Raw genomic sequence first — 25,253 nt, forward strand, 5'->3', positions numbered from 1 at the left:
AACTAATTCTGCACACTCTCGTTTAAATTCACTACTTAGTTGTCTTGTCATCAGATAATCTCCTTTGTTGAGGATTTATCATACCGCTAAGAATGTCTACAAGAAAAGTATACCGTTACAGGATATCTATTGAGTCGCAGGGTTATATCTTTTTATTCTTTCCTGCCTAGAAAGGTGATTATAATGCATAGCAATCTCCAAACTGTGGTGGTGCGAAGGTGCTAGTATAAATCACCTTTCTACTTTCTTCACTCCACCGTGTTTAAAATTGCATTTCATGTTTTAATCTAGGGTTTAAAAGGTAATATTTTTAGTTTATCTGTTCCGTTATTTACAATCCTCTCTATAACAACTAAACTACTCAACGTTCTCAACGGGGTGCCCAGAAGGGCTGAGAATGTTAGATTGACTAACGTAACCCGTCGAACCTGAACTGGATCATGCCAGCGGAGGGATTTGAGTTATTGCACCTACTCAAACCTTTTGTCTTTTATTTGCTATTTTGGAGGCAAAATGTTTTTTAAGCATAATTTTTTATTTTTAGGCTTATCTACTCTTTTTATGGTCAGCTGTGCCAACGCTACCAATACACGTTCTATTTTGACAGTTTATAGTTACAATTCATTTATTTCAGAATGGGGACCAGGGAAAGATATTGAAAAAGGATTTGAAGCACAGTGTAACTGTGAACTTGAGATTGTTACATTAGGCGATGGGGTGTCGATTTTGAATCGAATTCGTCTTGAAGGTGATAAAACTAATGCTGATGTGATTTTAGGATTAGATAGTAACCTTTTAGAGCAAGCTAAAAAGGCTAATATTGTTGTTCCCCACAAAATAAGTAAACCTGATAATTTGAATATTGATTGGTGGGATACTGATTTTATGCCTTATGATTTTGGGTATTTTGCTTTTATTTATGATCAACAAAAGATCACTAATCCCCCACGTAGTATGCATGAACTAGTGGATAATAAAGCTAATTGGAAGATTATTTATCAAGACCCTCGAACTAGTACTCCTGGCTTGGGGCTGTTATTTTGGGTTAAGAATATATACGGTAATGATGCTTCATCAGCATGGAGAAAAATAGCTAAAAATACAGTGACCGTCACAAAAGGTTGGAGTGAGGCTTATGGTCTATTTTTGAAAGGTGAGGCTGATTTTGTGCTGAGTTATAGCACTTCGCCTGTTGCGCATATTATGAATAATAATGAACATCGTTATGTTGCTGCGATTTTTGACGAAGGACATTACCGTCAAGTCGAAGTGGCAGGCATTACTAAGTATAGTCAGCAGCCTGAATTAGCGCGTGCTTTTTTGCAATATTTATTAACTTCTAAAGTACAGCGCCAATTTGCAGAAAAAAATATCATGTATCCGATTGTTAATGCTCCATTACCTGATGCTTTTGACCAAATTAAGCCTGTTAATAAAGCACTTGAGTTTGATGCAAAGCAAATTGAAAATCAACAAAAAGCATGGGTACGAGAATGGAAAACCACGATTAGCCAGTAGCTTTATTTTATTTAGTTTAATGTTGAAATTAAAAACGTTACTTCCAGGTATTAGCGCTGCAAGCTTGATCTTAATTGTATTAGGTACGGCGTTATTTGTACTTTGCATAGATGCAATTAAATCTAGTAATTTAACTATCTATTTTGATGGTTATTTGTTGCATGTTATTTGGATAACAATTTATCAGGCAATATTATCGACATTGTTATCTATTTTTTTTGCTATAGTAATGGCAAAGGCTTTATCTCTGGTTAATTTTTGGGGTAAGGGGATATTGTTACGTATTATGCCTATTACTTTCATTTTACCTACACTGGTTGTGGTTACGGGGTTATTGTCTGTTTATGGCCAACATGGCTTATTTGCATCAATTTTTGATTATTTTGGTGTGCCATTTTGGGGGGCAATTTATGGCTTAAAAGGTATTTTACTGGCGCATGTATTTCTCAATTTTCCATATGCTTGTTGTTTATTTTATCAAACGTTAAATAGTGTGCCGGTTGAACAAAAACAATTAGCAGCGCAATTAAATTTTTCAAGTTTTGCTTATTTTAAGTTGGTTGAATGGCCACTATTGTGTCGTCAATTATTTCCGATGGCGACACTTATTTTTATGCTTTGTTTTTCTAGTTTTGCTATAGCATTGGCACTTGGCGGTGGACCTAAATATACCACACTTGAAGTTGCTATTTATCAAGCTATTCGTGATTTTGACTTAATTCAAGCTGTGCTTTTGGCTTGTTTGCAGCTAGTTTGTTGTGTCTTTTTTATGTGCTTGATACAAAAAATTAATCATCATCCAAAAATCAATGTTCGTTACGTTAGGAAGTATTACTACTTGCCTGTTTCGTGGAATTTGAAGTTGTTGAGTATGGTAATTGTTGCTATTGGTGGATTATTTATTTTACTACCAATTGTTATTATATTAGTTGAGGGTATTTGTTCTTTTAAGTGGGTATTTTTAACGATGGATTTTCAACGTGCTATCATGTTTTCATTGTTAATTGCCTTTGGTTCTGCCATTATTGCTATGTTGCTTGCGCTATTGTTACTTTATACAAATAGCCGTTTATTGATTAATCAGCAAACACGTTGGAGTAATCAGTTAATGTTAGTTGGTTCACTGATTTTAATTATTCCAAGTATGGTATTAGCATCGGGTTTATTTTTATTGTTGTTTCCTTTTGCTTATAGCTCAGCCTTTGTTTGTGGGTTAATGATGTTATGTAATGGTTTAATGGCATTACCTTTTATATTAAAAAATCTTGCCATGCCTATGTATGATGTCACATCACGTTACTGGCAATTAAGCCAATCACTTAATATTAATGGATTTTTGCATTTTTATTTAATTGAATATAAAGCACTAAAAAAATTAATTGTCCAGAGTTTTGCTTTTGCAGCAATATTGTCATTGGGGGATTTTGGTATTATTGCGTTGTTTGGTGGTCAATCTGTCACTACGCTACCCTATTATTTATATGAGCAGATATCACATTATCATTATCAAGAAAGTACCGTAACGGCTGCTTTATTGTTAATATTATCTTTTAGTTTATTGATAGTGATAGATTATGATAGAACTGAATAAAATTAATTATCATTATGATAATTTTAAAATGCATTTTGATATCAAAATTGCATCTAAAGATAAGGTGCTGATTGTGGGACCAAGTGGTGCGGGTAAAAGTACACTGTTAAGTTTGATTGCGGGATTTATTTTACCTAATTCTGGTAATATCTTACTTAATTATCAAAACATGACTAATACTTTACCAGGTAAACGTCCTGTTTCAATTTTATTCCAGCATAATAATTTATTTAGTCATTTAACTATTGAACAAAATATTGGCCTAGGTATTAGGCCTTGTTTAAAACTCAATGAGTCTGAACGGAAAACCATTGATGATATATTAGCAAAAGTCAGTTTAATGGGCTTTAATAATCGTTATCCTGAACAGTTATCTGGTGGGCAATGTCAACGTGTTGCTTTAGCTCGCTGCCTAATTCAACGGCGTCCTATTTTATTGTTAGACGAACCGTTTTCTGCACTCGATCAAGCCTTACGTTTTGAAATGTTAGCACTAGTTAATCAAATTTGTGATGAGTTTAATTTGACATTAATGATGGTATCGCATCATATAGGTGATTTTCTAGGTTATTTTTCACATTGTTTGGTGGTAGATAATGGGCAGATTGTCTTTAATGGTTTGCCAAATCAATTAAAACAATCTGAAAATAATCATATTGCCAAAATGTTGGGTTTTAATTTCAATAAAGAGTAGTTGCTAGAGCCTAAATAAAGGCTTTTTGCTATTTGTTTGTCTATTTTTTTATAAATTAACTTCCAATTATTTAGTTTGTTGTTAATTTAAATTCATACAGTTATATCTTAAGGTTTTATTAATCTATTTTGTGTAGATTGTTACAAATGATTAATAACTATACTTATTCAATCTCTATGCAAAATACTAAAGCAAATCGTTCACTTAGTTGGTCAGCGCTTATCTTTGATATTTTATTTTTTACTTATTTTTCTAGTGCATTACAACTGTATATTTTCTTTTCTGGTCATTCTAATGTCATTGGGTTGCGTGATTCTATTATTTATAGTCTGATTTGGCTTATTCCTATTTTGATTTTTCCTAATTATACACGAAAAATTGCGACTGTTTTTGGTGGGATTGTGGGAATTTTATCTTTAATTCCTGTTGGTTATTTTATTATTTATCGGCAGGAGTTTTCGCAAAGTGTGTTTTTTATTATGGCCGAATCAAACTTTACGGAATCTAGTGAGTTTATTCAACAATATTTGAGCTTTAAATTAGTGGCTGTTCTGATTATTTATAGCTTGGTTGGTGTTTATCTTTGGACTAAAGTAAAACCAGTTTATGTCAAAAAACATACTAAATGGATTACATCACTATTAATTGTGATTTATGCCGTTATGCCGGTGTTTATTAGCGTTACAATCAAAAACTCCTCTATTAGGAAAGCGGGATCTCATTTGTTAACCCGTATGGAAACAACCGTACCATGGCAACTTCTTAATAGTTATTTGGCTTATCGGACACAACTATCTAATATGGAAGATATTTTAAACCATTTACAAACGTTACCACCGTTAGAAAACTTAACAGATGCTAACGGCAATACTCCAAGAACATTAGTGCTCGTAATCGGTGAGTCAACAACACGTAATCGAATGGGGATTTATGGCTATGAACGGGATACCACACCACAAATTGAGCAGTTCAAAAAAGATAATCCAGATTTTGTGATATTTAATGATGTGATTTCATCAAGACCTTATACCATTGAAATTTTGCAACAGGCGTTAACTTTTGCTGATGAGCAACATCCTGATTTATACTTAAAAACACCTTCTTTAATGCATTTAATGAAACAGGCGGGTTATAAGACGTTTTGGATCACCAATCAACAGACAATGACGCGACGTAATACGATGTTAACAATGTTTTCTCAGCAAACTGATGAACAATTTTATATGAATAATGATCGTAATCAAAGCGCAAGACGATATGATGAGTCTGTATTTGAACCATTTAAAAAAGTATTAACTGATCCAAGTGAAAAGAAATTTATTGTTATTCACTTGCTCGGAACGCATATGAAATACGAATTTCGTTATCCAAAAGATGGTGAGCATGATCGTTTTAAAGATAAAACGGGCATTTCATTTAATATAGATAACGATAAAGTGAGTATCTACAATACCTACGATAACGCAATAAGTTATAACGATTACGTTACAACAACGCTTTTTAATATTTTTAAAAATAGTCAAGAAAATGGGTTTATATTGTATTTTTCAGATCATGGCGAAGATGTTTATCAAACACCACCGCACAATATTTTGGGGCGGAACGAAAAAGCACCAACACGCACTATGTATACTATACCATTTATGCTTTGGCAATCACCAACATGGGCAAAAACGCATCCAAATAATTATCAAAATTATGTGGATCGCAAATTTAGTACACAAGATTTGATTCACACTTGGTCTGATTTAGCAGGATTAAGTTATAACTTATATGTTCCTGAAAAAAGTGTTGTTAATCCTAATTTTCATCAATCAATACGTTGGATTGGTGATCCTTATGATAAAAATGGTTTAATTGATTTTGATAAATTAGATAAGTAATTACAAAGGTTATTTACACAACAGTTCAAATTGTGATATTGTATATTTATACAGTGTGTTTTTTAGATGTTGTGAACCAATTTATGCGAAAAATCATTCATGTTGATATGGATTGTTTTTATGCCGCTGTTGAAATGAGGGATAATCCCCGTTATCGTAATATGCCTATTGCGGTAGGGGGGGATCCTCGTAAACGTGGAGTGGTTGCTACCGCTAATTATTTAGCTCGCCAATACGGTATACATAGTGCTATGTCAATGGCACAGGCTATAAAACAGTGTCCTAATCTTAAAATAATACCCGGTAGGCATGCTGTTTATAAAGAAGTGTCAAAACAGATTCATCAAATCTTTAAACGGTATACTAACTCTATTGAGGTACTATCGCTTGATGAGGCCTATCTTGATGTGACTGATTGCAAACTTTGTCATGGTTCTGCTACCCTGATTGCTCAAGACATTCGCCAAGCTATTTTTAATGAACTTGAATTAACAGCATCAGCTGGCGTTGCGCCACTTAAATTTCTTGCCAAAGTGGCTTCTGATATGAACAAGCCTAATGGTCAATATGTGATAACACCCGATGAAGTTGATAGCTTTATTGAAAAGCTTCCTTTAAAAAAAATTCCTGGAGTGGGTAAAGTTACAGAAAAGAAGTTAGCACAGTTGGGATTATTTGTATGTAAGGATGTCGTTAATTACGATATCACAAAACTATTTAATCAATTTGGTAAATTTGGGCGAATATTGCATGAACGATGCCAAGGCATTGATGGTCGTGAAGTTTGTAGTGATAGACAACGTAAATCGGTTGGGGTAGAGCGTACTTTAACTGATGATATTCATACTTGGAATGCGTGTTTATTGGAGTTTGACCCATTATTTGAAGAGCTTGAAAAACGATTAGGCAAAGTGCGTGCTGATCTGTCTATAGCTCGGCAAGGTGTCAAATTTAAGTTTGATGATTTTCAACTAACAACACAAGAACATGTGTGGTCTAAATTAGATAAAGCCGATTTAATTGAGCAAGCACATAAAGTTTGGTTAGAACGGCGTAATGGTCGAGGTGTTCGGCTAATTGGGTTTCATGTGACGTTAATCGATCCTCAAGTTGAAAAGCAACTGATTTTTCCATTTTAGTTGTTGGCTCTTAAAAAAAGAGGATGTTGGTAAAGCCTTAAAACATCCTCATAATACAATAATAATTAATCGATAATTATTATTTTAAATTTTTCCCATTGGTGCTAATGACTTTCTTATACCATTCAAATGAATCTTTTTTATAACGTTTCATGCTGCCGTTTCCTTCATTGTCACGATCAACATAAATCACACCATAACGTTTTTTCATTTCGCCGGTAGTAAATGAAACAACATCAATAATTCCCCAAGCGGTATACCCCATAACATCAACGCCATCATAATCTATAGCTGTTTGCATAGCTTTGATATGCGCGCCTAGGTATTCAATACGCGGTTTGTCATGTACTTGATTGCCGTTTTCGAGTTCATCAATAGCCCCAAAACCGTTTTCAACAATAAATAAAGGTAATTGGTAACGATCATACAGGCGATTTAATGTATAACGTAAGCCTTCTGGGTCAATTGGCCATCCCCAATCACTGCTTTTGATATAAGGGTTTTCAACTGCATTCGGTAAGGCACCGTTAACGATATTATCGCGGTTATCATTTTTTGCATCAGCTTTCACAACAGTGGACATATAATAGCTAAAACCAATGTAATCAACAGTACCTTTTTTCAAACAGGCTAAGTCTTCGTCAGTAATATCAAGTTTATAACCTTCTCGTTTAAACTCTTTTAATGCATAAGCTGGATAATAGCCACGAACATGAACATCAGGGAAGAAGAATCGTTGATGCATTGCAATTTCTGATGCCATCATATCTTCAGGATTGCATGAAAATGGATAAATTGGTACATGAGAAATCATACAACCAATTTGAAAATCAGGATTGATTTTTTTACCAGCTATTACTGCTTTAGCACTGGCTAAAAGTTCATAATGAGCAACTTGGTAAAGTACTTCTTGTCGATTTTCGCCTGGTTTGACTTGCACGCCAGAATTTGTCCAAAAGAAGATTGGATTACTGGTATCCATTTGGTTATTGATTTCATTAAACGTCATCCAATATTTTACTTTATGTTTATAACGTTCAAAGCAAGTAATGGCAAAACGCTCAAAAAATTCAACTGTTTTTCGGTTACGGAAGCCACCATAATGGCGAGCAATATGTAAAGGTATTTCAAAATGCGATAAGGTAATGACAGGCTCAATTCCATTAGCAATCAATTCATCAAAAACATTATCATAAAAACGTAGACCTTCTTCATTTGGTTCAAGCTCATCACCTTTTGGAAAAATTCGTGTCCAAGCAATCGAAGTGCGTAAACATTTAAGGCCTAATTCAGCAAAAAGCTTAATATCTTCTTTATAATGATGATAAAAATCAATTGCTGTATGGTTTGGATAAAATTTACCCGCTTCAATATCTTGCGTGATTTGCCTTGGTACACCATGTGCGCCTGCTGTCATGACATCAACAACGCTTGGGCCTTTACCGCCTTCGTTCCAACCGCCTTCAAATTGGTGAGCAGCTAAAGCACCGCCCCATAAAAATGGTTTTTTTGTCATTTTTGATTCCTTGTTATTGCTTAATTTTAAATATGATATCATCAATCGTTACGTCAGTTTTATCGGTTAATGAAATTAATTGGTATTGATCAGTGTTAACAATAATAATTGGCGTAATTAATGGATAACCTGCTTGTTTAATAGCATCAGGATTAAAGCTAATTAGCAAATCTCCTTTTTTCACTTTTTGATTTAATTCAATGTGATATTCAAACTCATTATTAGTTAAATTAACGGTATCAATACCGACATGAATTAATAACTCAACACCGTTATCTAATGTTAAACCAATGGCATGTTTAGAACTTTCAAACACGGCTGTGACTTCGGCATCGAAAGGTGCATAAACGTGGTTATCGGTTGGTTCAATGGCAATTCCTTCACCCATTAGCTTTTGCGCAAAAGCAGGGTCTGGCACTTCGCTTAGCGGTAAGGCTTTACCTGTCATTGGACTTGTAATTTCAACCTCGTCTAGTAATACTTTGGGGGTATCATCTTTAATGTTAGCTATATCTTGTTCTGTTTCACCTGTACCAAATATTTGGATTAATAAAACAGGTCCAAATAAAGCAATACCTGATCCAATTAAAACACCCCAAAATGAACCTGAATTATGAGGACTAATTGCGTTGACAATAGTCAATGGACCTGGTAAGCCCGCATAGGCAACATAGTGAGGCGCAAAGAATCCAGCAACAATACCACCACAAGCAGCTGAGATACAGCCATAAATAAATGGCTTTTTAAAACGTAAATTAACACCATAAATAGCAGGTTCGGTTATACCAAATAATCCAGTGATAAAAGCGGATAATGAAATGCCTTTCATCTCTTGTGTTTTTGTTTTTAAATAAAACCCTAATGCTGCACCGACTTGACCAATAACGGCAATGGTTTGGAATGCTTGGAAAGAATCTTGACCATATTGTTTAAAGTTTTCAACGATAACTGGCGTGATACCCCAATGTACCCCAAAAATTACAAAAACTTGCCAAACTGCACCTATGATTCCGCCTGCAACTGAAGGTGCTAGACTGACAAACCAATTATAACCATTAGCAATGTATTGTGCACCATAGGCAGTTAATGGACCAACAATAAGTAATGTTAGTGGAACCATAATAACAAGACTAAATAATGGTAGTAAAACAGGTTTGATAATGCTGTGCAAGCGAGGTTCCAAAAACCGCTCTAAATAAGAGAGCAACCAAACTAAAAATAGCGGCGGTAAAACGGTTGAGGCATAAGTGGTTTTTGATAGCGCAATACCAAATAGATCAATTTCTTGCCCTTCGCTTATTAGCTTTGCAAATTCAGTCCATGTTGGTGATAACAGTGCTGCACAACATGCAACTGCGATATATAAATTACAACGAAAATGCTGTGAAGCAGTAATGGCAATAAAAATAGGTAAAAAAACAAAAGGTGCCCAAGAGATAAAATTGAATATCTGAAAAGTTCCAGTTTTCTCTAGCTCAGGACAAGCCAATTTGATTAAAATCAAGATACCTTGCAAAATCCCTGATGCAGCTAGAATATAGACAAATGGGGCAAATACTGCCGACATTGTCGCAATGATTTGATTTAAGATGTTATTATCACTGCTAGCTTCAATATTGTTATTCGTATTAACAAGCTGAATAAATGCATTATAGACTTTATCAACGTTAGTACCAATTACAACTTGAATTTGTCCTCCTTTTTCAACCACAGTGATAACACCAGGTAATTTTGCTATGTTTTCTTTTGCTTGATCTGGGGTTGTTTTTGTTACAAGGCGAAGACGCGTTGCACAACGCGCAACCGTCACAATATTATTTTCACCTCCTAGTTCATTTAAAATATCAACAGCTAGTTTGTTATAGTCTCTAATTTTTGATGACATTGATTTAGCTCCTTAAAGCAAGATAATGCGTTTATCTTAGTCTGAAATTTTAAATTGTTAATGACCAATTATATTGTTTGTGATCTAGATCTCTTTTTTAGTTAATTTAATTTAAAACTCAATATAACCTATATAGAATAACTATCAAGTCTCCATTGAATAACAAAAAACATAAATGATTAAATATCAATACGTTGCAAAAAAAATTAAACAAATGATTTATCAACAACAATTACCCAAAGGGGCGCAACTTGATAATATTGAGGGATTAATTAACCAATATCAGGTTAGTCGTAGCACAATTATCAAAGCACTTGATTGTCTTGAGCGACAAGGGGTGATTTACCAAGTGCAAGGTAGTGGTATTTTTGTACGTCAACGTAAAAAAAGAGGCTACCTAAACTTTTTACAAAGCCATGGGTTTACGGTTGATTTAGATGACACTTATGGCATATCCAAAGTTCTTAATGTTGATCTTATTAAACCAAATTCAAAGGTAAAAGATAATTTACAGTGTGATGACGGTGAAGACGTTTATTTTATTAAACGCTTGCGCTATGTTGATGGTAAATTATATGGCCTCGAGAAATCTTATTATCGAAAAAAATTAATCAATTACTTGAATAAAGAAATTGTTGAGAACTCAATTTTTAGTTACATTCAAGACAATTATAATATCAATATTGGTTTTTCTGATAAATATTTCCAAGTAATCAAACTTGATACCGAAACCGCTCAATATCTTGGTCTACAAGCGGGGGAACCCGCACTCTACGTAGAAGAGGTCTTTTATACCACAGCAGGCGAACCTTTTGACTTTTCAACCATCATTTACCACTACGAAAATGCAAGATTTTGTGTACAAAATCATTCTAAGTGATTTTATCTATTAAGTTTTAATTAAGAATAGGAGCCAAATATCAGGCTCCTGTTCTTATAATTGCTAAAAAGTTAAATTTTACCACCGACACCTTTAAATTTTTCAACCAATGCGGCTATTCTTTCAAATACCCTGCGCTTTTTGATTAAATATTGCGGATTGAGTGGGCTCATTTTTGGTAGAATTTCATTTAACTCTGTGCCATTTTCAGATGCATATTCTCGTTTTAATGATGAGGTAATATAACGTTTGGTTTCAGCTTCATTTAAGTTTTCTTCTACAATTAAGGCATTTAGTTCTGCTAGCAACTCTTGCTGTGCATACAAGAAGAATGCATCAATAATTGAGGCTTTATTTGGAATAGCATCAAGATCCGTTTGTTTAATAAATTCAACAACAAGTTCTTCTTTAGCACGATTTTCTAAACTTGAACGAATTAAGCGCTGAGCATCTTCGACAATATCTTGTTTGGTTTTTTCTTGTTTATTTTGTTCATAAATTAACTCAAGAATATAATCCAAATTAATCTCTTGTGATTTTAATAGATCAATTTCGAAAACCACATCATCCCAATCAATTCTTTGATTATCTTGCTGATTGGCTTCTTTTTCTCGGCGTAGCCAATCGCGAATATCATTATAAGTTGAACGATAATTTTGTATTGCACGATCAGTAGGTAGTTTAACTGTTTGCATTTTTTGCAGATCTTCATCTGTCACATAATGCTTATTTTTAAACTCTAAAACTGCTTGCTCGTCTGTCATATCTAACTGTTGAAAAGCCTTTAATGCAACAAATTCGTCATAATTTTGCAATACGTTGTCAGCGCGCAAGTATTCGCCAAACAATTTAACAAACGCTTTTTTATCTTTTTCGGTAATGATTTCATCAGGGTGAGGAAATTTTTCTTGTAATTCTGTAACGATTGCTAAATATCCATGATGGAACTGACCTGAATTATCAGTAAACCCATGCATATATTCATCATAACTTTTTTCTAGCACTACTTCACGAGTGTTACTTTTACCAAATGTTTTAATCGCATCAATAGTTGCTTGCTCTAAGTCACGAAACGCCACAATATTACCAAAGGTTTTGGTCGCATTATAAATACGATTAGTGCGTGAAAAGGCTTGAATTAACCCATGATACCGTAAATTTTTATCAACAAATAAAGTATTAAGCGTTGGCGCATCAAAGCCAGTTAAAAACATACCAACCACAATTAATAAATCAATTTCTTTATTTTTTACTTTTAAAGATAAATCGCGATAATAGTTCTGAAACTGCTCACTGCTGACATCATAGTTTGACTTAAATTCCTGGTTATAGTCATCAATAGCCATTGCTAAAAACTCTTTGGCACTCTGATTTAAGGCATCTATTTCAAAACTTTCATCGGCAAAATTACCTTGAGCATCTTGTTCTTCATTAGCAGAATAAGAAAATATCGTGGCTATTTTTAACGGTTGGTTTACACCTTTTTGTAATTTTTTGAATGATTCATAATAGAGTTTAGCTGCGTCCACACTACTCACTGCAAACATGGCATTGAACCCTTTGTCCTTGCCCATTAAGCGGTGGGTTTTTTGTTTAAAATTATTCAAAATATATTGTGTGATTTGCTCTATACGGTTTGGGTGAAGCAGGGCTTTTTTATTTTCGGCAGCGCTGAGTTTTTCAAGATTTTGTTCTTGCTCTATTGATTTAAAATTCGGACGCACATCGTTATAATCAACTTTAAATTTTAATACTTTTTCGTCACGAATTGCATCGGTTAATACATAAGCATGTAGTTCACGTCCAAATACATCTGCTGTTGTTTGTGCTCCTTGAGCATTAATAGGCATAATTGGCGTACCAGTAAAGCCAAATTGATAATATTTTTTAAATTTACGCTTTAAGTTTTTTTGAGCTTCGCCAAATTGTGAGCGGTGAGCTTCGTCAAAAATAAATACAACGTGTTTATCATAGATCGCTAAGTCATCTTCGCTTTTGATCAAATTATTGAGTTTTTGAATGGTAGTAACAATAATTTTATTGTCTGTTTTTTCAATGTTACGCTTAAGCCCAGCGGTGCTGTTTGAACCATTCACACTATCTTTTGAAAATTTTTGATACTCTTTCATGGTTTGATAATCCAGATCTTTACGATCCACCACAAAAAAGACTTTATCGATAAATTCAAGTTCAGTGGCTAAACGAGCTGCTTTAAAACTGGTTAGTGTTTTACCTGATCCCGTTGTGTGCCAAATAAAGCCACCACTTTGAAGCGTACTCCAATTTTTGGCATGATATGCACTAGTAATTTGCCACAAAATCCGTTCGGTTGCGGCGATTTGGTAAGGACGCATAATTAACAAAGTATCATTGACATCCAAAACTGAGTAGGTAATAAGTACACTCAACAAAGTACGACTAGCAAAAAACGTTGCAGTAAAATCTTTTAAGTCTTTAATCGGTTCGTTTTTTACATTTGCCCAATTCATGGTAAAGTCGAAGCTATTTTTATCACGCTTGGTGGTATTAGCAAAGTAGCGAGTATCCGTACCGTTTGAAATCACAAACATTTGCAAATATTTAAATAACGAATTATCTTGATTAAAGCTTTCTTTACTATAACGATGGACTTGATTAAATGCTTCGCGGATCGCAATACCCCGTTTTTTTAATTCGACTTGTATTAAAGGCAAGCCATTAACTAAAATAGTAACATCATAACGATTGGCATAACTACCCGCTTGTTGAAATTGGTGAATAACTTGTAATTTATTATTTTTAAGTGTTTTTTTATCAAGTAGATAAATATTTTGAATATGACCATCATCAAACACAAAATCATAAATATGATTGTGGTGGATTTTACGACTTTTATCAACCATCGACTCATTGGGTTTATCCAAATATTCCAAAACAAACCGCTGCCATTCCGCATCAGTAAACTGCATATTGTTAAGTGTTTGTAACTGAACGCGAATATTTGCCAACAACTTTTCGTGCGTATTTAAGTTTGGCAAATATTCATAACCCTGCCGAGTTAAGTCATGAATAAATTCGTTTTCTAATTGATTTTCGGTTTGATAAGCAGCAGCTGGCTCTTCAAGCTTGTTGTAGTTATCTAAAATAATATAACCATTGGTTTCGGCGATGGGGGTTGTATAAGTCGTCATAGTCTATTCCAAATGTTTAAAATTGTAATTTTATTCTACTAGTTAGTTATTTGTATTTTATCTGTTATTTATTCTTCTACTTTAGGAAAATCCAATAATAAATTACGGTAATATTCGTACTGTTTTTGACGTAATGCAATCTCACGCGGTAAACTTTCGGTGATTGAATTGGTGAGCGCATCGAATTTATCTAGAATTTTGACAATACGGGCTTGTTCCTTGAGTGGGGGAATGGGGATTTTAAAGGTTAAAAACTTTTCAGATTGGATACGAATTACTTTAGTACCGTTAGCATATTTTTTTTTAAACTTCTGGAAATGGGTTGTCTGTAAAAGATATGTTAAATATTTAGTATTAACTGCATTATTAGGTCTGAATGCGTACATATCTCCAGAAAAAACAATTTCTCCACCAAGCCATCCTAAAGGAGTCATCACATCTTTAATATTTTCACTTGTTCCCGCAAGTAAAATATCGCCATATTTAGCTTTTTTTAATTTTTTTGCTAATTCAGATGAAACAAATGATTTAGTTTCAGTAGCAAAAGTTCCATAGTAAGTATAAATTTGCCCATAATGAATAGCAGGCACGCCTGTTTCGGTAAAGTCTTTCTTTTGTAATCCATTACCACGAATTAATTGACCAACCTCCTTTAAAGCCTTCCACTCAACCTTCTCCTCTTTAAAGGTCAACAATTTATCTCGATAATAGTTGTATTGTGTTTTCCGTGCAGTAAGCTCTGCTGTGAGCTCTGCTGTGAGCTCTGCTGTGAGGGCTGTGAATGTGTCTAAAATACGGACTATTTCAGTTTGAATGTGTAGAGGGGGAATGGGGATTTGGAATCCCTCCATAATCTTTGAACTTAAATTATTTATAGTTGAGCTATTCAACATTTCATTTAGATAATTTTGAAAAATTTTACTTGTTAAAATGTGGAATAAATAACGAGGGTAGATTTTGTTTGAACTTCTAATCACGCCCATAAATCCACCGAAATAGTAATCTATATCATTAGTTATGAAAGCAACTTTCCCAACGTGTTCACGGCTTCCACTTGCAGCGCTTATTAAAATATCATTTTTATAAAGTTTTTGTGTATCTTTAACTTTTGTATCCAAATTGATAATTTTAACATCATTAAAGTTTAGCGTACTGTTTGATAGTGTAATATTATTTGCACGTAGTACTTTATATCCTATGCTATTGTCGCTTTCATTTTTTTTGTTATAAGTTAGCCCTCTAACATATTGGGCAACAGTGCTCAAAGCCTTCCACTCAACCTCAACACCTTTCAGAAATTCAATTATATTATTATGCTTAATCATCCCTCAATCTCCGCCACAATTGCATCAATTTGAGTGCGTAAGCTATCAATTTTAGCCACAGTTTCTTTTATTTCGATATTAAGCTGAGTGATATCAATTATTTCTCGAGTATCTTCGGCTTCAACATACGAGCCGACTGATAGATTATAGTCATTGTCGGCAATGGTTTGGTTATCAACTGATTTAGCGAAATATTGGATATCTTGCTTACTAGCAAATACTTGCATAATTTCTTGAATATGTTCGTCGGTTAGAACATTATTATTGGTCTCTTTTTTAAACAGTTTGCTGGCATCAATAAATTGTGTGGTTTTGACGGTTTTATTTTTGGCAAGCACCAGAATATTAACCGCAATTGATGTACCATAAAATAAGTTTGGAGCGAGCGATATTACGGTTTCAACATAATGATTGTCGACCAAATATTTGCGAATTTTTTGTTCTGCACCGCCACGATAAAAAATCCCGGGAAAGGTGATAATTGCTGCGCGACCGCGATCGGATAGATAACTTAATGCATGCATAATAAAAGCAAAATCAGCTTTGGATTTTGGCGCAAGCACACCTGCAGGTGCATAGCGGTCATCGTTAATTAATGTTGGATCATCACTACCAATCCATTTAATTGAATAAGGCGGATTAGACACAATGGCATCAAATGGCTTTTCATCACCAAAATGAGGGTTAATTAGCGTGTCACCTAGTGCGATTTCGAATTTATTGTAATTGATATTATGTAAAAACATATTCATACGGGCAAGGTTATAGGTAGTATGGTTGATTTCTTGACCGAAGAATCCATCCTCAATAATATGATCTTCAAACTGCTTTTTTGCCTGTAATAACAAAGAACCAGAACCTGCTGCTGGATCATAGATTTTATTTACAGTCTTTTGGTTATGTAAAGCGAGTTGTGAGATTAATTTTGACACATTCGGCGGTGTAAAAAATTCGCCTCCTGATTTACCCGCATTCGAAGCATAATTAGAGATCAAATACTCATAAGCATCACCAAACAGATCGATTTGATTATCTTTAAAATCACCAAAATCAAGTTCGGCCACACCATTAAGTACTGCAGCTAATCGTTTATTTTTATCGGCAACGTTATTTCCTAATCGATTACTGGTGGTATCAAAATCGGCAAATAATCCTTTAATATCGCTTTCTGAAGGGTAGCCAATAGCTGAGCTTTCAATGGCATTAAAAATATTAGCTAAGTCAGTATTTAAACTGGGATTGGTGTTTGCTTCCGCTACAATTTTACAAAATAATTGGCTAGGATAAATAAAATAACCTTTAGTTTTTATTGCGTCTTTTTTTATTTCATCGGTAATAACATCATCAGGTAATGTACTGTAATCGATACTGTCATCGTCAGCTTGAATATAATTGGCAAAATTCTCACTAATAAAGCGGTAAAACAGAGAGCCAAGCACATACTGCTTAAAATCCCACCCATCAACAGCACCTCTTACCTCGTCGGCAATTTTCCATATTTGGCGTTGTAGCTGATCGCGTTGTTGACTGCTGTTGCTTGATTGGGAATCAATTAAACTCATATTTTTTATCTTCCTGTATGAAATGGAGTATATCTAGTCAATGTAAATTAACTTTATGTGTCAACATTAGTTTTACATTATTTTAAATGCGATAAACAAATAATAAATATTTATTTTTTATTGTATTCAAATAGACAGGTATTTTAACCAAAAGTAAATTATAAAAGTAGAGTTTTATAGCCTAAAAAACAAAAAGCACCTTTCGATGCTTTTTTATCGAGCAGAAGTATACAACAAAAAAGTATACCAAATAGGAGAGGGTTTATTTTATTCCATACTCATTACGATATGCTTCAACAAGCCCCACTTGATCTTTGCGAGTTGGATCTTTGTAAAGATATTGGATCAAATCATCTAACGTAATAATTGAAATAACATCACAGTGATAAGTTTGTTTAATTTCTTGAATGGCTGATAATTCACCGCGTCCTTTTTCTTGGCGATCAAGGCAGATCAATACGCCAGCAAGTTTAGATTTATTGTCTTCTAAGATCCGCATAGATTCACGAATTGCGGTACCGGCGGTAATTACATCATCAACTAACATGACGCGTTGTTCATAAATAGAGCTACCGACTAAGTTACCACCCTCACCGTGATCTTTGGCTTCTTTGCGGTTAAAGCAATAAGGCACATCAACATTATGGTGTTCAGAAAGGGCAACCACGGTTGATGAAACGATTGGAATACCTTTATAAGCAGGACCAAAAATTACATCATACTCTAAATGAGCATCCATCAATGCGGCAGCATAAAAACGGCCTAACAATGCAAGATCTTTTCCTGTATTAAATAAACCTGCATTAAAAAAGTAAGGGCTTTTTCTACCTGATTTTAGAGTAAATTCACCAAATTTTAAGGCTTGTCTATTTAATGCAAATTCAATAAATTCACTTTTGTATGATTTCATTGATTTTCTCCAATTAATCTTTTAAGGCTTGTTTTTGAGCATCAATAATGGTCGCTATCCCATTTTTTGCTAATGCTAATAATTGTAATAACTCTTCATGGCTAAATGGCTCGCCTTCTGCAGTGCCTTGTATTTCAATGATTCGTCCATCATCGGTCATAATAACATTCATATCGGTTTCGGCGTTTGAATCTTCTATGTATTCCAAATCACAAAGCGCTTCCCCTTCAACAATACCAACAGAAACAGCCGCAACTAACGATTTTATTGGGTTTTGTTTGATTTTTCCATTTGCTAGCATTTGATTAATAGCATCATTTAAAGCAACGCAAGCACCAGTAATTGATGCTGTTCGAGTACCGCCATCGGCTTGAATAACATCACAATCAAGTGTAATGGTATGTTCGCCTAGTAGCTTTAAGTCAATCATTGCTCGTAATGAGCGAGCAATAAGGCGTTGAATTTCCATTGTTCGGCCTGTTTGCTTACCTTTAGCGGCTTCACGCTGTGTTCTTGAATTGGTTGCACGAGGTAACATACCGTATTCAGCGGTTACCCACCCTTGGCCTTGTCCTTTTAAAAAGCGAGGAACCCCATCTTCAACAGAGGCATTACAAAGTACTTTGGTTTCACCAAATTCAACTAATACAGAACCTTCTGCATGCTTAGTATAATGACGGGTTATTTTGATTGGGCGGACTTGTTCCGCAGATCGACCAGAAGGGCGCATGCATATCTCCAACAGTTTCTGTTTAAAATTAGTTTTGAGTTAATCATTTAGGAGGACATCAACAAGATAAGTCAATGTTTAGCCTAAGCTAAGAGCGCATTATACAGAATTTATGGTACAATGCCCAGCAAGTTTTTTACAATTTTAGGATGTTATTATGATTTCAAGTATGACTGCTTATGCAAGAAAAGAGCTAAACCAACCATGGGGGACTGCTTCTTGGGAATTACGTTCAGTTAACCAACGTTACTTAGAAACGTATATTCGTTTGCCAGAGCAATTTCGTTCACTTGAGCCTATCATTCGCGAAAGATTACGAAGCCGCCTGACTCGAGGAAAGATCGAATGTAATTTACGCTTTGAATTAGATCCTTCAACACAACATCAAGAGCTTTCATTAAATAAAGAGCTAGCTAAACAAATACTTAACGCTGCAAGTTGGGTGCAAACCGAACACGACTCAGCTCAAATTAACCCTATTGATGTATTACGCTGGCCGGGTGTAATGTCGGCAAAAGAGCAAAACTTAGATACTATTTCGCAAGAAATTTTAGCGCTACTTGATACTGCGATAGATGAGTTTATTACAGTACGTGAACGCGAAGGTAAAGCGCTTTGTGATCTTATTATCAAACGATTAGAAGCGATCACAGCAGAAGTTGGCAAAATCCGTCAATGGATGCCAGAAATTCTTGAATGGCAAAAAGAGAGACTAAAAAGTAAATTAGAAGAAGCCAATATTGAGCTTGATAATTCTCGTTTTGAGCAAGAAATAGTTATGCTTGCACAACGTATTGATGTCGCTGAAGAACTTGATCGTTTAATGACACATGTCAAAGAGACATATTCTATTTTAAAGAAAAACGAAGCAGTAGGGCGCAGACTTGATTTTATGATGCAAGAGTTTAATCGAGAATCTAACACTATTGCATCTAAATCAATTAATGCTGATGTGACAGCCAGTGCGATTGAACTCAAAGTGCTTATTGAACAAATTAGAGAGCAAGTACAAAACATTGAGTAATCACCGAACTAATGAATAAAGTACTTGGTATTTTAGCTGTCATATTAGCATCTATTTTATGGGGGACAACGGGCACAGCTGCTACATTTGCGCCCTCGCTTTCTCCTTTGCTTATTGGTTCGCTAGCGATGGGCATCGGCGGAATTTTACAATGCATATTGGCGATATCTAAAATAATCAAAGAGCGTCATTTGTTAATCAAACATCTTTGCCTACTTATTGTTGGTGCTATTGCTGTTATGATTTATCCTTTAGCTTTTTATAGCTCTATGCGCTTATCAGGTGTAACAATTGGAACGGTGGTTTCTATTGGGTCTGCGCCGATCCTTTCGGCCCTCATTGAATATATTAGTCGCGATTTTCGCCTAACTAAACAATGGGTAATAGGAGCTGCCTGTGGTATTTTGGGGATAATTTTACTTGCCTTTTCAGAAGATAATTCCACCACAACACAATATGAACACACCACTATAGGTATTTTATTAGGATTAATTGCTGGATTTACCTATGCCTTATATTCATGGTCTGCACGACAATTAATGTTAAAAGGCATCTCAACAAAATCGTCCATGGGAGCAACTTTTGGGTGTGGTGGTATCTTACTCATACCGGTTATGCTACTCACAGGTGCTACATTATTTGACTCACTAATCAATATTACTGTTTGCATTTATATGGCATTGATCCCCATGTTTATGGGGTATTTATGTTATGGTTATGGATTATCTAAAATATCGGCTAGCTCGGCTATTACTATCAGCTTATTAGAGCCTGTTATTGCGACTATATTAGCGATGCTAATTATTGCTGAACAAATATCTTTGATTGGGTGGGTTGGTATTATATTGGTTTTTCTATGTCTTATTTTTGTGACTCTATCAAGCGTCATAAAAATTTCAACTTCGACATAGAACGAAATTAAAAGAGCTTTGTTTTCTTTTAGTTTTACTAAAGATAGTCTAATAACTTTAGCTTATAATAATTAAAAATATATATTTAGCTCTATAATTATTTAGTAATAAGGAATATAACGTGAAAAAATTAGTTGCGTTACTTTTATTGTTCATCTGTTTTTCAAGCCCATCTTATGCTCAAAATTTTCGAGATTTGAGTTTTGACGACCTATACAAAAAAGCGGCAGAAGAAAATAATCCAGAAGCACAATTTTATCTTGGCGTTAGGTGCCTTTATGGTATTTCTGTTACAAAAGATGCACAAAAAGCAATAGAATGGTACAAAAAGGCCGCAGCACAAGGTATTGTAGAGGCCGCTTTAAATATCGGTAACTTATATTATAAAGGTGAAGAAGTAGAACAAAATTACAGCAAAGCTTTTGAATGGTATCTCAAAGTGGCTGATAAAAACGCTGAAGCTCAATATAATTTAGGTGTTTTGTACGAAAAAGGCCAAGGAGTTGAAGAAGATCTAACAAAAGCTCAAAAATGGTACCAAAAAGGGGCTGAAAATGGTAATAGTGATGCTCAATATGCCTTAGGCGATATGTATTTTGATGGTAAAAATGTTGAACAAGATTATAATTTAGCTAAAATTTGGTTTGAAAAAGCCGCCGAGCAAAATGATCCTTACGCTCAATGGAATCTTGGCGTGATATATTCTAATGGTTATGGTGTTACAAAAGATGATCAAAAAGCAAAAGAATTATTTCAAAAAGCTTGTGATAATGGAATTGAGCATGACTTATGCAAACAAAAATAAAAATCGTTATTGCAGTAAATAAAATTGAGTCAAATAGAAAGGGGCATTTAGCCCCTTTCTATTTTAATAGCTTAAACAATAGCATTAATCACAGCAATGTCTTTTTTTGAGTGATTTAAAATACCAGTAAAGCACAATACAAGCTGTACCAGTAGATAACAGATCGGCTGTTGGTGCTGCTACCCAAACGCCATTGAAACCAAAAAATAATGGCAAAATATAAAGCGCTGGTAACAAAATCAAAATCTGCCTTGAAAGGCTCAGTAAAATCGAAATTTTTGCCATACCAATACATTGGAAAAAGCTAGTAGTTACCATTTGAAAACCAACAAAAACAAAAGACAATGTAGTAAAACGTAGAGCAATGGCGGATAATGCTACAAGATCTTCTTCTGAACTAAATGCTCGCACCAACGTATCAGGAACAAAAAATCCAAGGACAAAACCGAGTGAAGTTACAACGGTTGCTACTTTAACTGCATAAAAGAACGTCTTTTTAACGCGATCATAATTTTTAGCACCATAATTATAACCAATAATAGGTTGCATACCTTGATTGATACCAATGACAATCATAATCACTAAAGTAATAAGCCGGTTAGCATTAGAATAAGCAGCAATTGAATCATCGCCAGATACGCCAGCAAGTGGTGCATAACGATTAAGTTGCCAGTTAATAAACACCACAACGATTGAAGCGGCCATTTGCATTGAAAAAGGTGACAAACCGATTGATATAACTGACTTTGCAATTGAAAAATCTAACTTAAAATTACGACGATAAAGCTTGATATTACTATTCTTATTTAAAAAATGTTGCATAACAAATACAAAGCTAATCATCATCGACAATGTTGTTGCGAATGCAGCCCCACGCATACCCCAGCCTAAACCGATAATAAAAATTGGCGCTAAAATAATATTGGCAATCACACTAACAAACATGGTGACCATTGCCTTAAATGGATAACCACTTGCACGCATCATATTATTGTAGTTAAAAGTCAGGGTTAAAAAGATACTACCAGGTAAAAAAATCTCTAAAAACTCTCTGGCATAAACATGGTTAACAGGGCTAGAACCAACAAATCGCAACACAGGATCAATAAAAATAAGCAGCATTGATAACGTAAAACCACTCAGTACTGCAGTTAGCATAAATGACGTACCAGCGACTTTTTCGGCTTTGTCGTTATCGCCACGACCTAAAAAAATCGAAATTCGACTGGCCGAACCAATCCCAACTAACATACCAATTGCTGCTGCCAAATTCATTACCGGCAAAATAAGACCGGCGGCACTTAATGCCTCGCGCCCAATCCAATGGCCAATAAAAACACCGTCAATAATATTATAAAGAGTGTTAACAATTGTCCCAATAATGGCGGGTAACGCATATTGCCAAAACAAAGCACTAATTTTTTTTTGCCTAAAATCATGATAAATATCGTGAGATTTCACCATATTTTTTTATTCCTATCGTTAGATATTGTAAAGAAGTTTCAGATAAGATATACGCTTGAGTATAAATTTGAAATTATGCCTTACTAGTCTAACAGACTTATTAATTGTTGATAGCACTTTTTTCGTGTTTTGATAAAATGAACACTATTTTTTCAAGATCTAAACAGGGATGCCTAATGAGTGTACAAATCGAAAATATCATATTGCATAAATTGGTTAGAAAAAGTGATACCGAGATCGAACTACAATTGCGTGACTCAACGCTAGGTAATGAGCAAGCCGTTATAAATCTGATTGAAGATATCAACCGAATTTATAACAATAAAAGCAAAGCATATGGGCTTTTTAATAGCGAAAGTTTGTTTGAACTATCCCTAAAAGAGTTACGCTTAGGTAACCAAGATTTTTTACATTTTAGCCAAGAATCAACCAAACAGCTACGCAATGAACTTGCTAAATACCCTTTTGCAGAAGGGGGAACAGTCGTATTTTGTCAGTACCGTTATTTAGCTGTCGAATACTTAATTATTGCTGTATTAAACAGCTGTTCAAGTATGCTAGTTAATGAAGATCTAGATATCAGCGAAACCCAACACCTTGATATTGACCATGCAGACATTATTGCTCGCATAGACATCACAGAATGGGAAACCCAAGCCGACTCAAAACGATACCTAACTTTCTTAAAAGGTCGAGTAGGGCGCAAAGTATCGGACTTTTTCATGGACTATTTAGGCGCAAGCGAAGGGTTAGATGCCAAAGCGCAAAACAAAACACTGGTTAAAGCGGTTGACGAATACTGCCAAGAAATGCAATTTGACAAACAAGACAAAACCAACGCGCGTGAAAGTGTTTACAACTACTGCCAAGCTCAACACCAAGCGGGTGAAGAAATAGAGCTAAAAAACCTAGCTAACGAATTACCAACAAGCGGTGATAACAACTTTATCGAATTTATTAAAAACAGCGAATATGACTTAGAAGACACCTTTCCCGTTGATCGTAGTGCATTGCGACAACTCAAAAAATTCTCGGGCAGTGGTGGAGGACTAACCTTAAGCTTCGATTCAGAACTACTTGGCGAACGCATCAAATGGGATCCACAAACCGACTCACTGGTAATAAAAGGTGTACCACCTAACTTACGTGATCAATTACAACGAAACAGTGGCTCAAACTAATATCAGCAGGAAATTCAAAAATGAAATATATTGGTGCGCACGTTAGCGCAGCAGGTGGGGTAGACAATGCTCCAATTAACGCCTATCAAATTGGCGCAACCGCATTTGCGCTATTTACCAAAAACCAACGGCAATGGCACGCCAAACCGCTTGAAACAGCCACTATTGATAGTTTTAAAAAACGCTGTGAAAAATATGGCTTTACCAGCAAACAAATTTTGCCACACGATAGTTACCTAATTAACTTAGGTCACCCTGATAGAGAGCAACTTGAAAAATCACGCACTGCTTTTTTAGATGAAATGCAACGATGCGAACAACTTGGACTAACATTGCTTAACTTTCACCCAGGAAGTGACTTAAAACAAATTTCTGTAGATGAATGCCTTGCACGCATTGCCGAATCAATCAATATCACGCTTGATAAAACACAAAACGTCGTTGCTGTTATTGAAAACACTGCAGGGCAGGGATCTAACTTAGGTTATAAATTTGAACATCTTGCGCAAATCATAGACCAAGTTGAAGACAAAAGCCGTGTTGGCGTCTGCATTGACACTTGCCATGCCTTTGCCGCAGGTTATGACCTCCGTACTGAAAAAGCCTGCCAAGAGACCTTTGCAGAATTTGAAAAAATCGTCGGTTTTCAATATTTGCGCGGTATGCATTTAAACGATGCCAAAAGTGAATTTGCTAGCCATGTCGATCGCCATCACAGTTTAGGCAAAGGCAATATTGGCGAAGTGGCATTTAAATATATTATGCAAGATCCAAGAATTGACGAAATTCCTCTTATCTTAGAAACCATTGATCCTGATATTTGGGCACAAGAAATAAGCTGGTTAAAGGAACAGATAAACCGAGAATAGAAAAATATTTTCTATTTTCTATTTTCTATTTTCTATTTTTAAATTGAAAATTCAAACTCCACGACTACAAACACCTTTAAGACTTGTTAATAGGCTTTGAAGGTGTTTATATTTAATACGCGTAACAAAATAGTGGTATATGATAATACCCAATATTATTTTGAGCGATATCATTGCAAATGTCAGTTAATTGAAA

19 protein-coding genes and 1 riboswitch are annotated in these 25,253 nt (G+C 34.8%); of the genes, 11 read left to right on the plus strand and 8 right to left on the minus strand.

Features of this window, described 5'->3' with window-relative positions:
- Positions 1 to 364 precede the first annotated feature (364 nt).
- A riboswitch (TPP riboswitch) is annotated at positions 365 to 473 on the plus strand.
- Between the two features lie 40 nt (positions 474 to 513).
- The 5 genes from thiB (at position 514) to dinB (ending at position 6,825) form a co-directional block, all read left to right on the plus strand.
- On the plus strand, positions 514 to 1,518 hold the full coding sequence (gene thiB, locus GQ589_RS05975) for a thiamine ABC transporter substrate binding subunit (RefSeq protein ID WP_160425118.1): 1,005 nt from the start codon (positions 514 to 516) through the stop codon (positions 1,516 to 1,518).
- Positions 1,463 to 3,109 carry a thiamine/thiamine pyrophosphate ABC transporter permease gene (thiP, locus tag GQ589_RS05980; RefSeq protein WP_160425120.1) on the plus strand — a complete coding sequence of 549 codons (1,647 nt, stop codon included), beginning with the start codon at positions 1,463 to 1,465 and terminating at the stop codon, positions 3,107 to 3,109. Before thiB ends, thiP begins: the two co-directional genes overlap by 56 nt.
- Complete coding sequence (gene thiQ, locus GQ589_RS05985; RefSeq protein WP_160425122.1) at positions 3,093 to 3,803, plus strand: thiamine ABC transporter ATP-binding protein ThiQ; 711 nt, start codon at positions 3,093 to 3,095, stop codon at positions 3,801 to 3,803. The genes thiP and thiQ overlap by 17 nt, the downstream gene beginning before the upstream one ends.
- 176 nt (positions 3,804 to 3,979) lie before the next feature.
- On the plus strand, positions 3,980 to 5,686 hold the full coding sequence (cptA, locus tag GQ589_RS05990; protein WP_160412881.1) for a phosphoethanolamine transferase CptA: 1,707 nt from the start codon (positions 3,980 to 3,982) through the stop codon (positions 5,684 to 5,686).
- 83 nt (positions 5,687 to 5,769) lie between these two features.
- The gene (gene dinB, locus GQ589_RS05995) at positions 5,770 to 6,825 is read left to right on the plus strand and encodes a DNA polymerase IV (protein WP_160425124.1); all 1,056 of its coding nucleotides are present in this window, start codon (positions 5,770 to 5,772) and stop codon (positions 6,823 to 6,825) included.
- A 79-nt stretch (positions 6,826 to 6,904) separates the two neighbouring features.
- Here dinB and GQ589_RS06000 read toward each other — a convergent pair whose 3' ends face one another.
- Both GQ589_RS06000 and GQ589_RS06005 read right to left on the minus strand, forming a co-directional pair.
- Entirely contained in the window at positions 6,905 to 8,341 is a 1,437-nt protein-coding gene (locus tag GQ589_RS06000) for a 6-phospho-beta-glucosidase (protein WP_160425126.1), read from the minus strand.
- A 13-nt stretch (positions 8,342 to 8,354) separates the two neighbouring features.
- Positions 8,355 to 10,226 carry a glucose PTS transporter subunit IIA gene (locus tag GQ589_RS06005; RefSeq protein WP_160412875.1) on the minus strand — a complete coding sequence of 624 codons (1,872 nt, stop codon included), beginning with the start codon at positions 10,224 to 10,226 and terminating at the stop codon, positions 8,355 to 8,357.
- Between the two features lie 175 nt (positions 10,227 to 10,401).
- Here GQ589_RS06005 and GQ589_RS06010 point away from each other — a divergent pair, with 175 nt between their 5' ends.
- Positions 10,402 to 11,106, plus strand: coding sequence for a GntR family transcriptional regulator (locus tag GQ589_RS06010; RefSeq protein WP_160425128.1), 705 nt, complete (start codon positions 10,402 to 10,404; stop codon positions 11,104 to 11,106).
- A gap of 71 nt (positions 11,107 to 11,177) precedes the next feature.
- Here GQ589_RS06010 and GQ589_RS06015 read toward each other — a convergent pair whose 3' ends face one another.
- From GQ589_RS06015 to rph, 5 genes are all read right to left on the minus strand, one after another.
- The gene (locus tag GQ589_RS06015; RefSeq protein ID WP_160400849.1) at positions 11,178 to 14,276 is read right to left on the minus strand and encodes a type I restriction endonuclease subunit R; all 3,099 of its coding nucleotides are present in this window, start codon (positions 14,274 to 14,276) and stop codon (positions 11,178 to 11,180) included.
- A 68-nt stretch (positions 14,277 to 14,344) separates the two neighbouring features.
- A complete protein-coding gene (locus GQ589_RS06020; protein ID WP_160425129.1) occupies positions 14,345 to 15,601 on the minus strand; it encodes a restriction endonuclease subunit S in 1,257 nt (418 codons plus the stop codon).
- Entirely contained in the window at positions 15,598 to 17,163 is a 1,566-nt protein-coding gene (locus GQ589_RS06025; RefSeq protein ID WP_160425131.1) for a type I restriction-modification system subunit M, read from the minus strand. The genes GQ589_RS06020 and GQ589_RS06025 overlap by 4 nt, the downstream gene beginning before the upstream one ends.
- Before the next feature lie 262 nt (positions 17,164 to 17,425).
- Entirely contained in the window at positions 17,426 to 18,073 is a 648-nt protein-coding gene (gene pyrE, locus GQ589_RS06030; RefSeq protein ID WP_160400846.1) for an orotate phosphoribosyltransferase, read from the minus strand.
- Between the two features lie 13 nt (positions 18,074 to 18,086).
- Positions 18,087 to 18,803 (minus strand): ribonuclease PH, encoded by a 717-nt coding sequence (gene rph, locus GQ589_RS06035; RefSeq protein ID WP_160400845.1) that lies wholly within the window; start codon positions 18,801 to 18,803, stop codon positions 18,087 to 18,089.
- A 157-nt stretch (positions 18,804 to 18,960) separates the two neighbouring features.
- Between rph and GQ589_RS06040 the strand changes: the two genes are divergently transcribed.
- From GQ589_RS06040 to GQ589_RS06050, 3 genes are all read left to right on the plus strand, one after another.
- The gene (locus GQ589_RS06040) at positions 18,961 to 19,827 is read left to right on the plus strand and encodes a YicC/YloC family endoribonuclease (RefSeq protein WP_160412221.1); all 867 of its coding nucleotides are present in this window, start codon (positions 18,961 to 18,963) and stop codon (positions 19,825 to 19,827) included.
- Between the two features lie 11 nt (positions 19,828 to 19,838).
- Positions 19,839 to 20,738 carry a DMT family transporter gene (locus tag GQ589_RS06045; protein WP_160400843.1) on the plus strand — a complete coding sequence of 300 codons (900 nt, stop codon included), beginning with the start codon at positions 19,839 to 19,841 and terminating at the stop codon, positions 20,736 to 20,738.
- A 121-nt stretch (positions 20,739 to 20,859) separates the two neighbouring features.
- Positions 20,860 to 21,543 carry a tetratricopeptide repeat protein gene (locus GQ589_RS06050; protein ID WP_160425134.1) on the plus strand — a complete coding sequence of 228 codons (684 nt, stop codon included), beginning with the start codon at positions 20,860 to 20,862 and terminating at the stop codon, positions 21,541 to 21,543.
- Positions 21,544 to 21,627: 84 nt separating this feature from the next.
- On the opposite strand, the gene GQ589_RS06055 is transcribed toward GQ589_RS06050, so the two are convergent.
- The gene (locus tag GQ589_RS06055; RefSeq protein WP_160400841.1) at positions 21,628 to 23,007 is read right to left on the minus strand and encodes an MATE family efflux transporter; all 1,380 of its coding nucleotides are present in this window, start codon (positions 23,005 to 23,007) and stop codon (positions 21,628 to 21,630) included.
- A gap of 176 nt (positions 23,008 to 23,183) precedes the next feature.
- Here GQ589_RS06055 and yejK point away from each other — a divergent pair, with 176 nt between their 5' ends.
- Both yejK and nfo read left to right on the plus strand, forming a co-directional pair.
- On the plus strand, positions 23,184 to 24,188 hold the full coding sequence (yejK, locus tag GQ589_RS06060; protein WP_160400840.1) for a nucleoid-associated protein YejK: 1,005 nt from the start codon (positions 23,184 to 23,186) through the stop codon (positions 24,186 to 24,188).
- A 20-nt stretch (positions 24,189 to 24,208) separates the two neighbouring features.
- Positions 24,209 to 25,057, plus strand: coding sequence for a deoxyribonuclease IV (nfo, locus tag GQ589_RS06065; protein WP_160400839.1), 849 nt, complete (start codon positions 24,209 to 24,211; stop codon positions 25,055 to 25,057).
- Positions 25,058 to 25,253 lie beyond the last annotated feature (196 nt).

Origin of the sequence: Gilliamella sp. Pas-s27, assembly GCF_009795865.1 — a bacterium.
Taxonomy (GTDB): domain Bacteria; phylum Pseudomonadota; class Gammaproteobacteria; order Enterobacterales; family Orbaceae; genus Gilliamella.

Excerpts from the sequence above, each read along its gene's own strand:
- thiB (WP_160425118.1), top strand. The coding sequence starts at position 514 with ATGTTTTTTAAGCATAATTTTTTATTTTTAGGCTTATCTACTCTTTTT.
- thiQ (WP_160425122.1), top strand. The coding sequence starts at position 3,093 with ATGATAGAACTGAATAAAATTAATTATCATTATGATAATTTTAAAATG.
- cptA (WP_160412881.1), top strand. The coding sequence starts at position 3,980 with ATGCAAAATACTAAAGCAAATCGTTCACTTAGTTGGTCAGCGCTTATC.
- dinB (WP_160425124.1), top strand. The coding sequence starts at position 5,770 with ATGCGAAAAATCATTCATGTTGATATGGATTGTTTTTATGCCGCTGTT.
- GQ589_RS06000 (WP_160425126.1), bottom strand. The coding sequence starts at position 8,341 with ATGACAAAAAAACCATTTTTATGGGGCGGTGCTTTAGCTGCTCACCAA.
- GQ589_RS06005 (WP_160412875.1), bottom strand. The coding sequence starts at position 10,226 with ATGTCATCAAAAATTAGAGACTATAACAAACTAGCTGTTGATATTTTA.
- GQ589_RS06010 (WP_160425128.1), top strand. The coding sequence starts at position 10,402 with ATGATTAAATATCAATACGTTGCAAAAAAAATTAAACAAATGATTTAT.
- GQ589_RS06015 (WP_160400849.1), bottom strand. The coding sequence starts at position 14,276 with ATGACGACTTATACAACCCCCATCGCCGAAACCAATGGTTATATTATT.
- GQ589_RS06020 (WP_160425129.1), bottom strand. The coding sequence starts at position 15,601 with ATGATTAAGCATAATAATATAATTGAATTTCTGAAAGGTGTTGAGGTT.
- GQ589_RS06025 (WP_160425131.1), bottom strand. The coding sequence starts at position 17,163 with ATGAGTTTAATTGATTCCCAATCAAGCAACAGCAGTCAACAACGCGAT.
- pyrE (WP_160400846.1), bottom strand. The coding sequence starts at position 18,073 with ATGAAATCATACAAAAGTGAATTTATTGAATTTGCATTAAATAGACAA.
- rph (WP_160400845.1), bottom strand. The coding sequence starts at position 18,803 with ATGCGCCCTTCTGGTCGATCTGCGGAACAAGTCCGCCCAATCAAAATA.
- GQ589_RS06040 (WP_160412221.1), top strand. The coding sequence starts at position 18,961 with ATGATTTCAAGTATGACTGCTTATGCAAGAAAAGAGCTAAACCAACCA.
- GQ589_RS06045 (WP_160400843.1), top strand. The coding sequence starts at position 19,839 with ATGAATAAAGTACTTGGTATTTTAGCTGTCATATTAGCATCTATTTTA.
- GQ589_RS06055 (WP_160400841.1), bottom strand. The coding sequence starts at position 23,007 with ATGGTGAAATCTCACGATATTTATCATGATTTTAGGCAAAAAAAAATT.
- yejK (WP_160400840.1), top strand. The coding sequence starts at position 23,184 with ATGAGTGTACAAATCGAAAATATCATATTGCATAAATTGGTTAGAAAA.
- nfo (WP_160400839.1), top strand. The coding sequence starts at position 24,209 with ATGAAATATATTGGTGCGCACGTTAGCGCAGCAGGTGGGGTAGACAAT.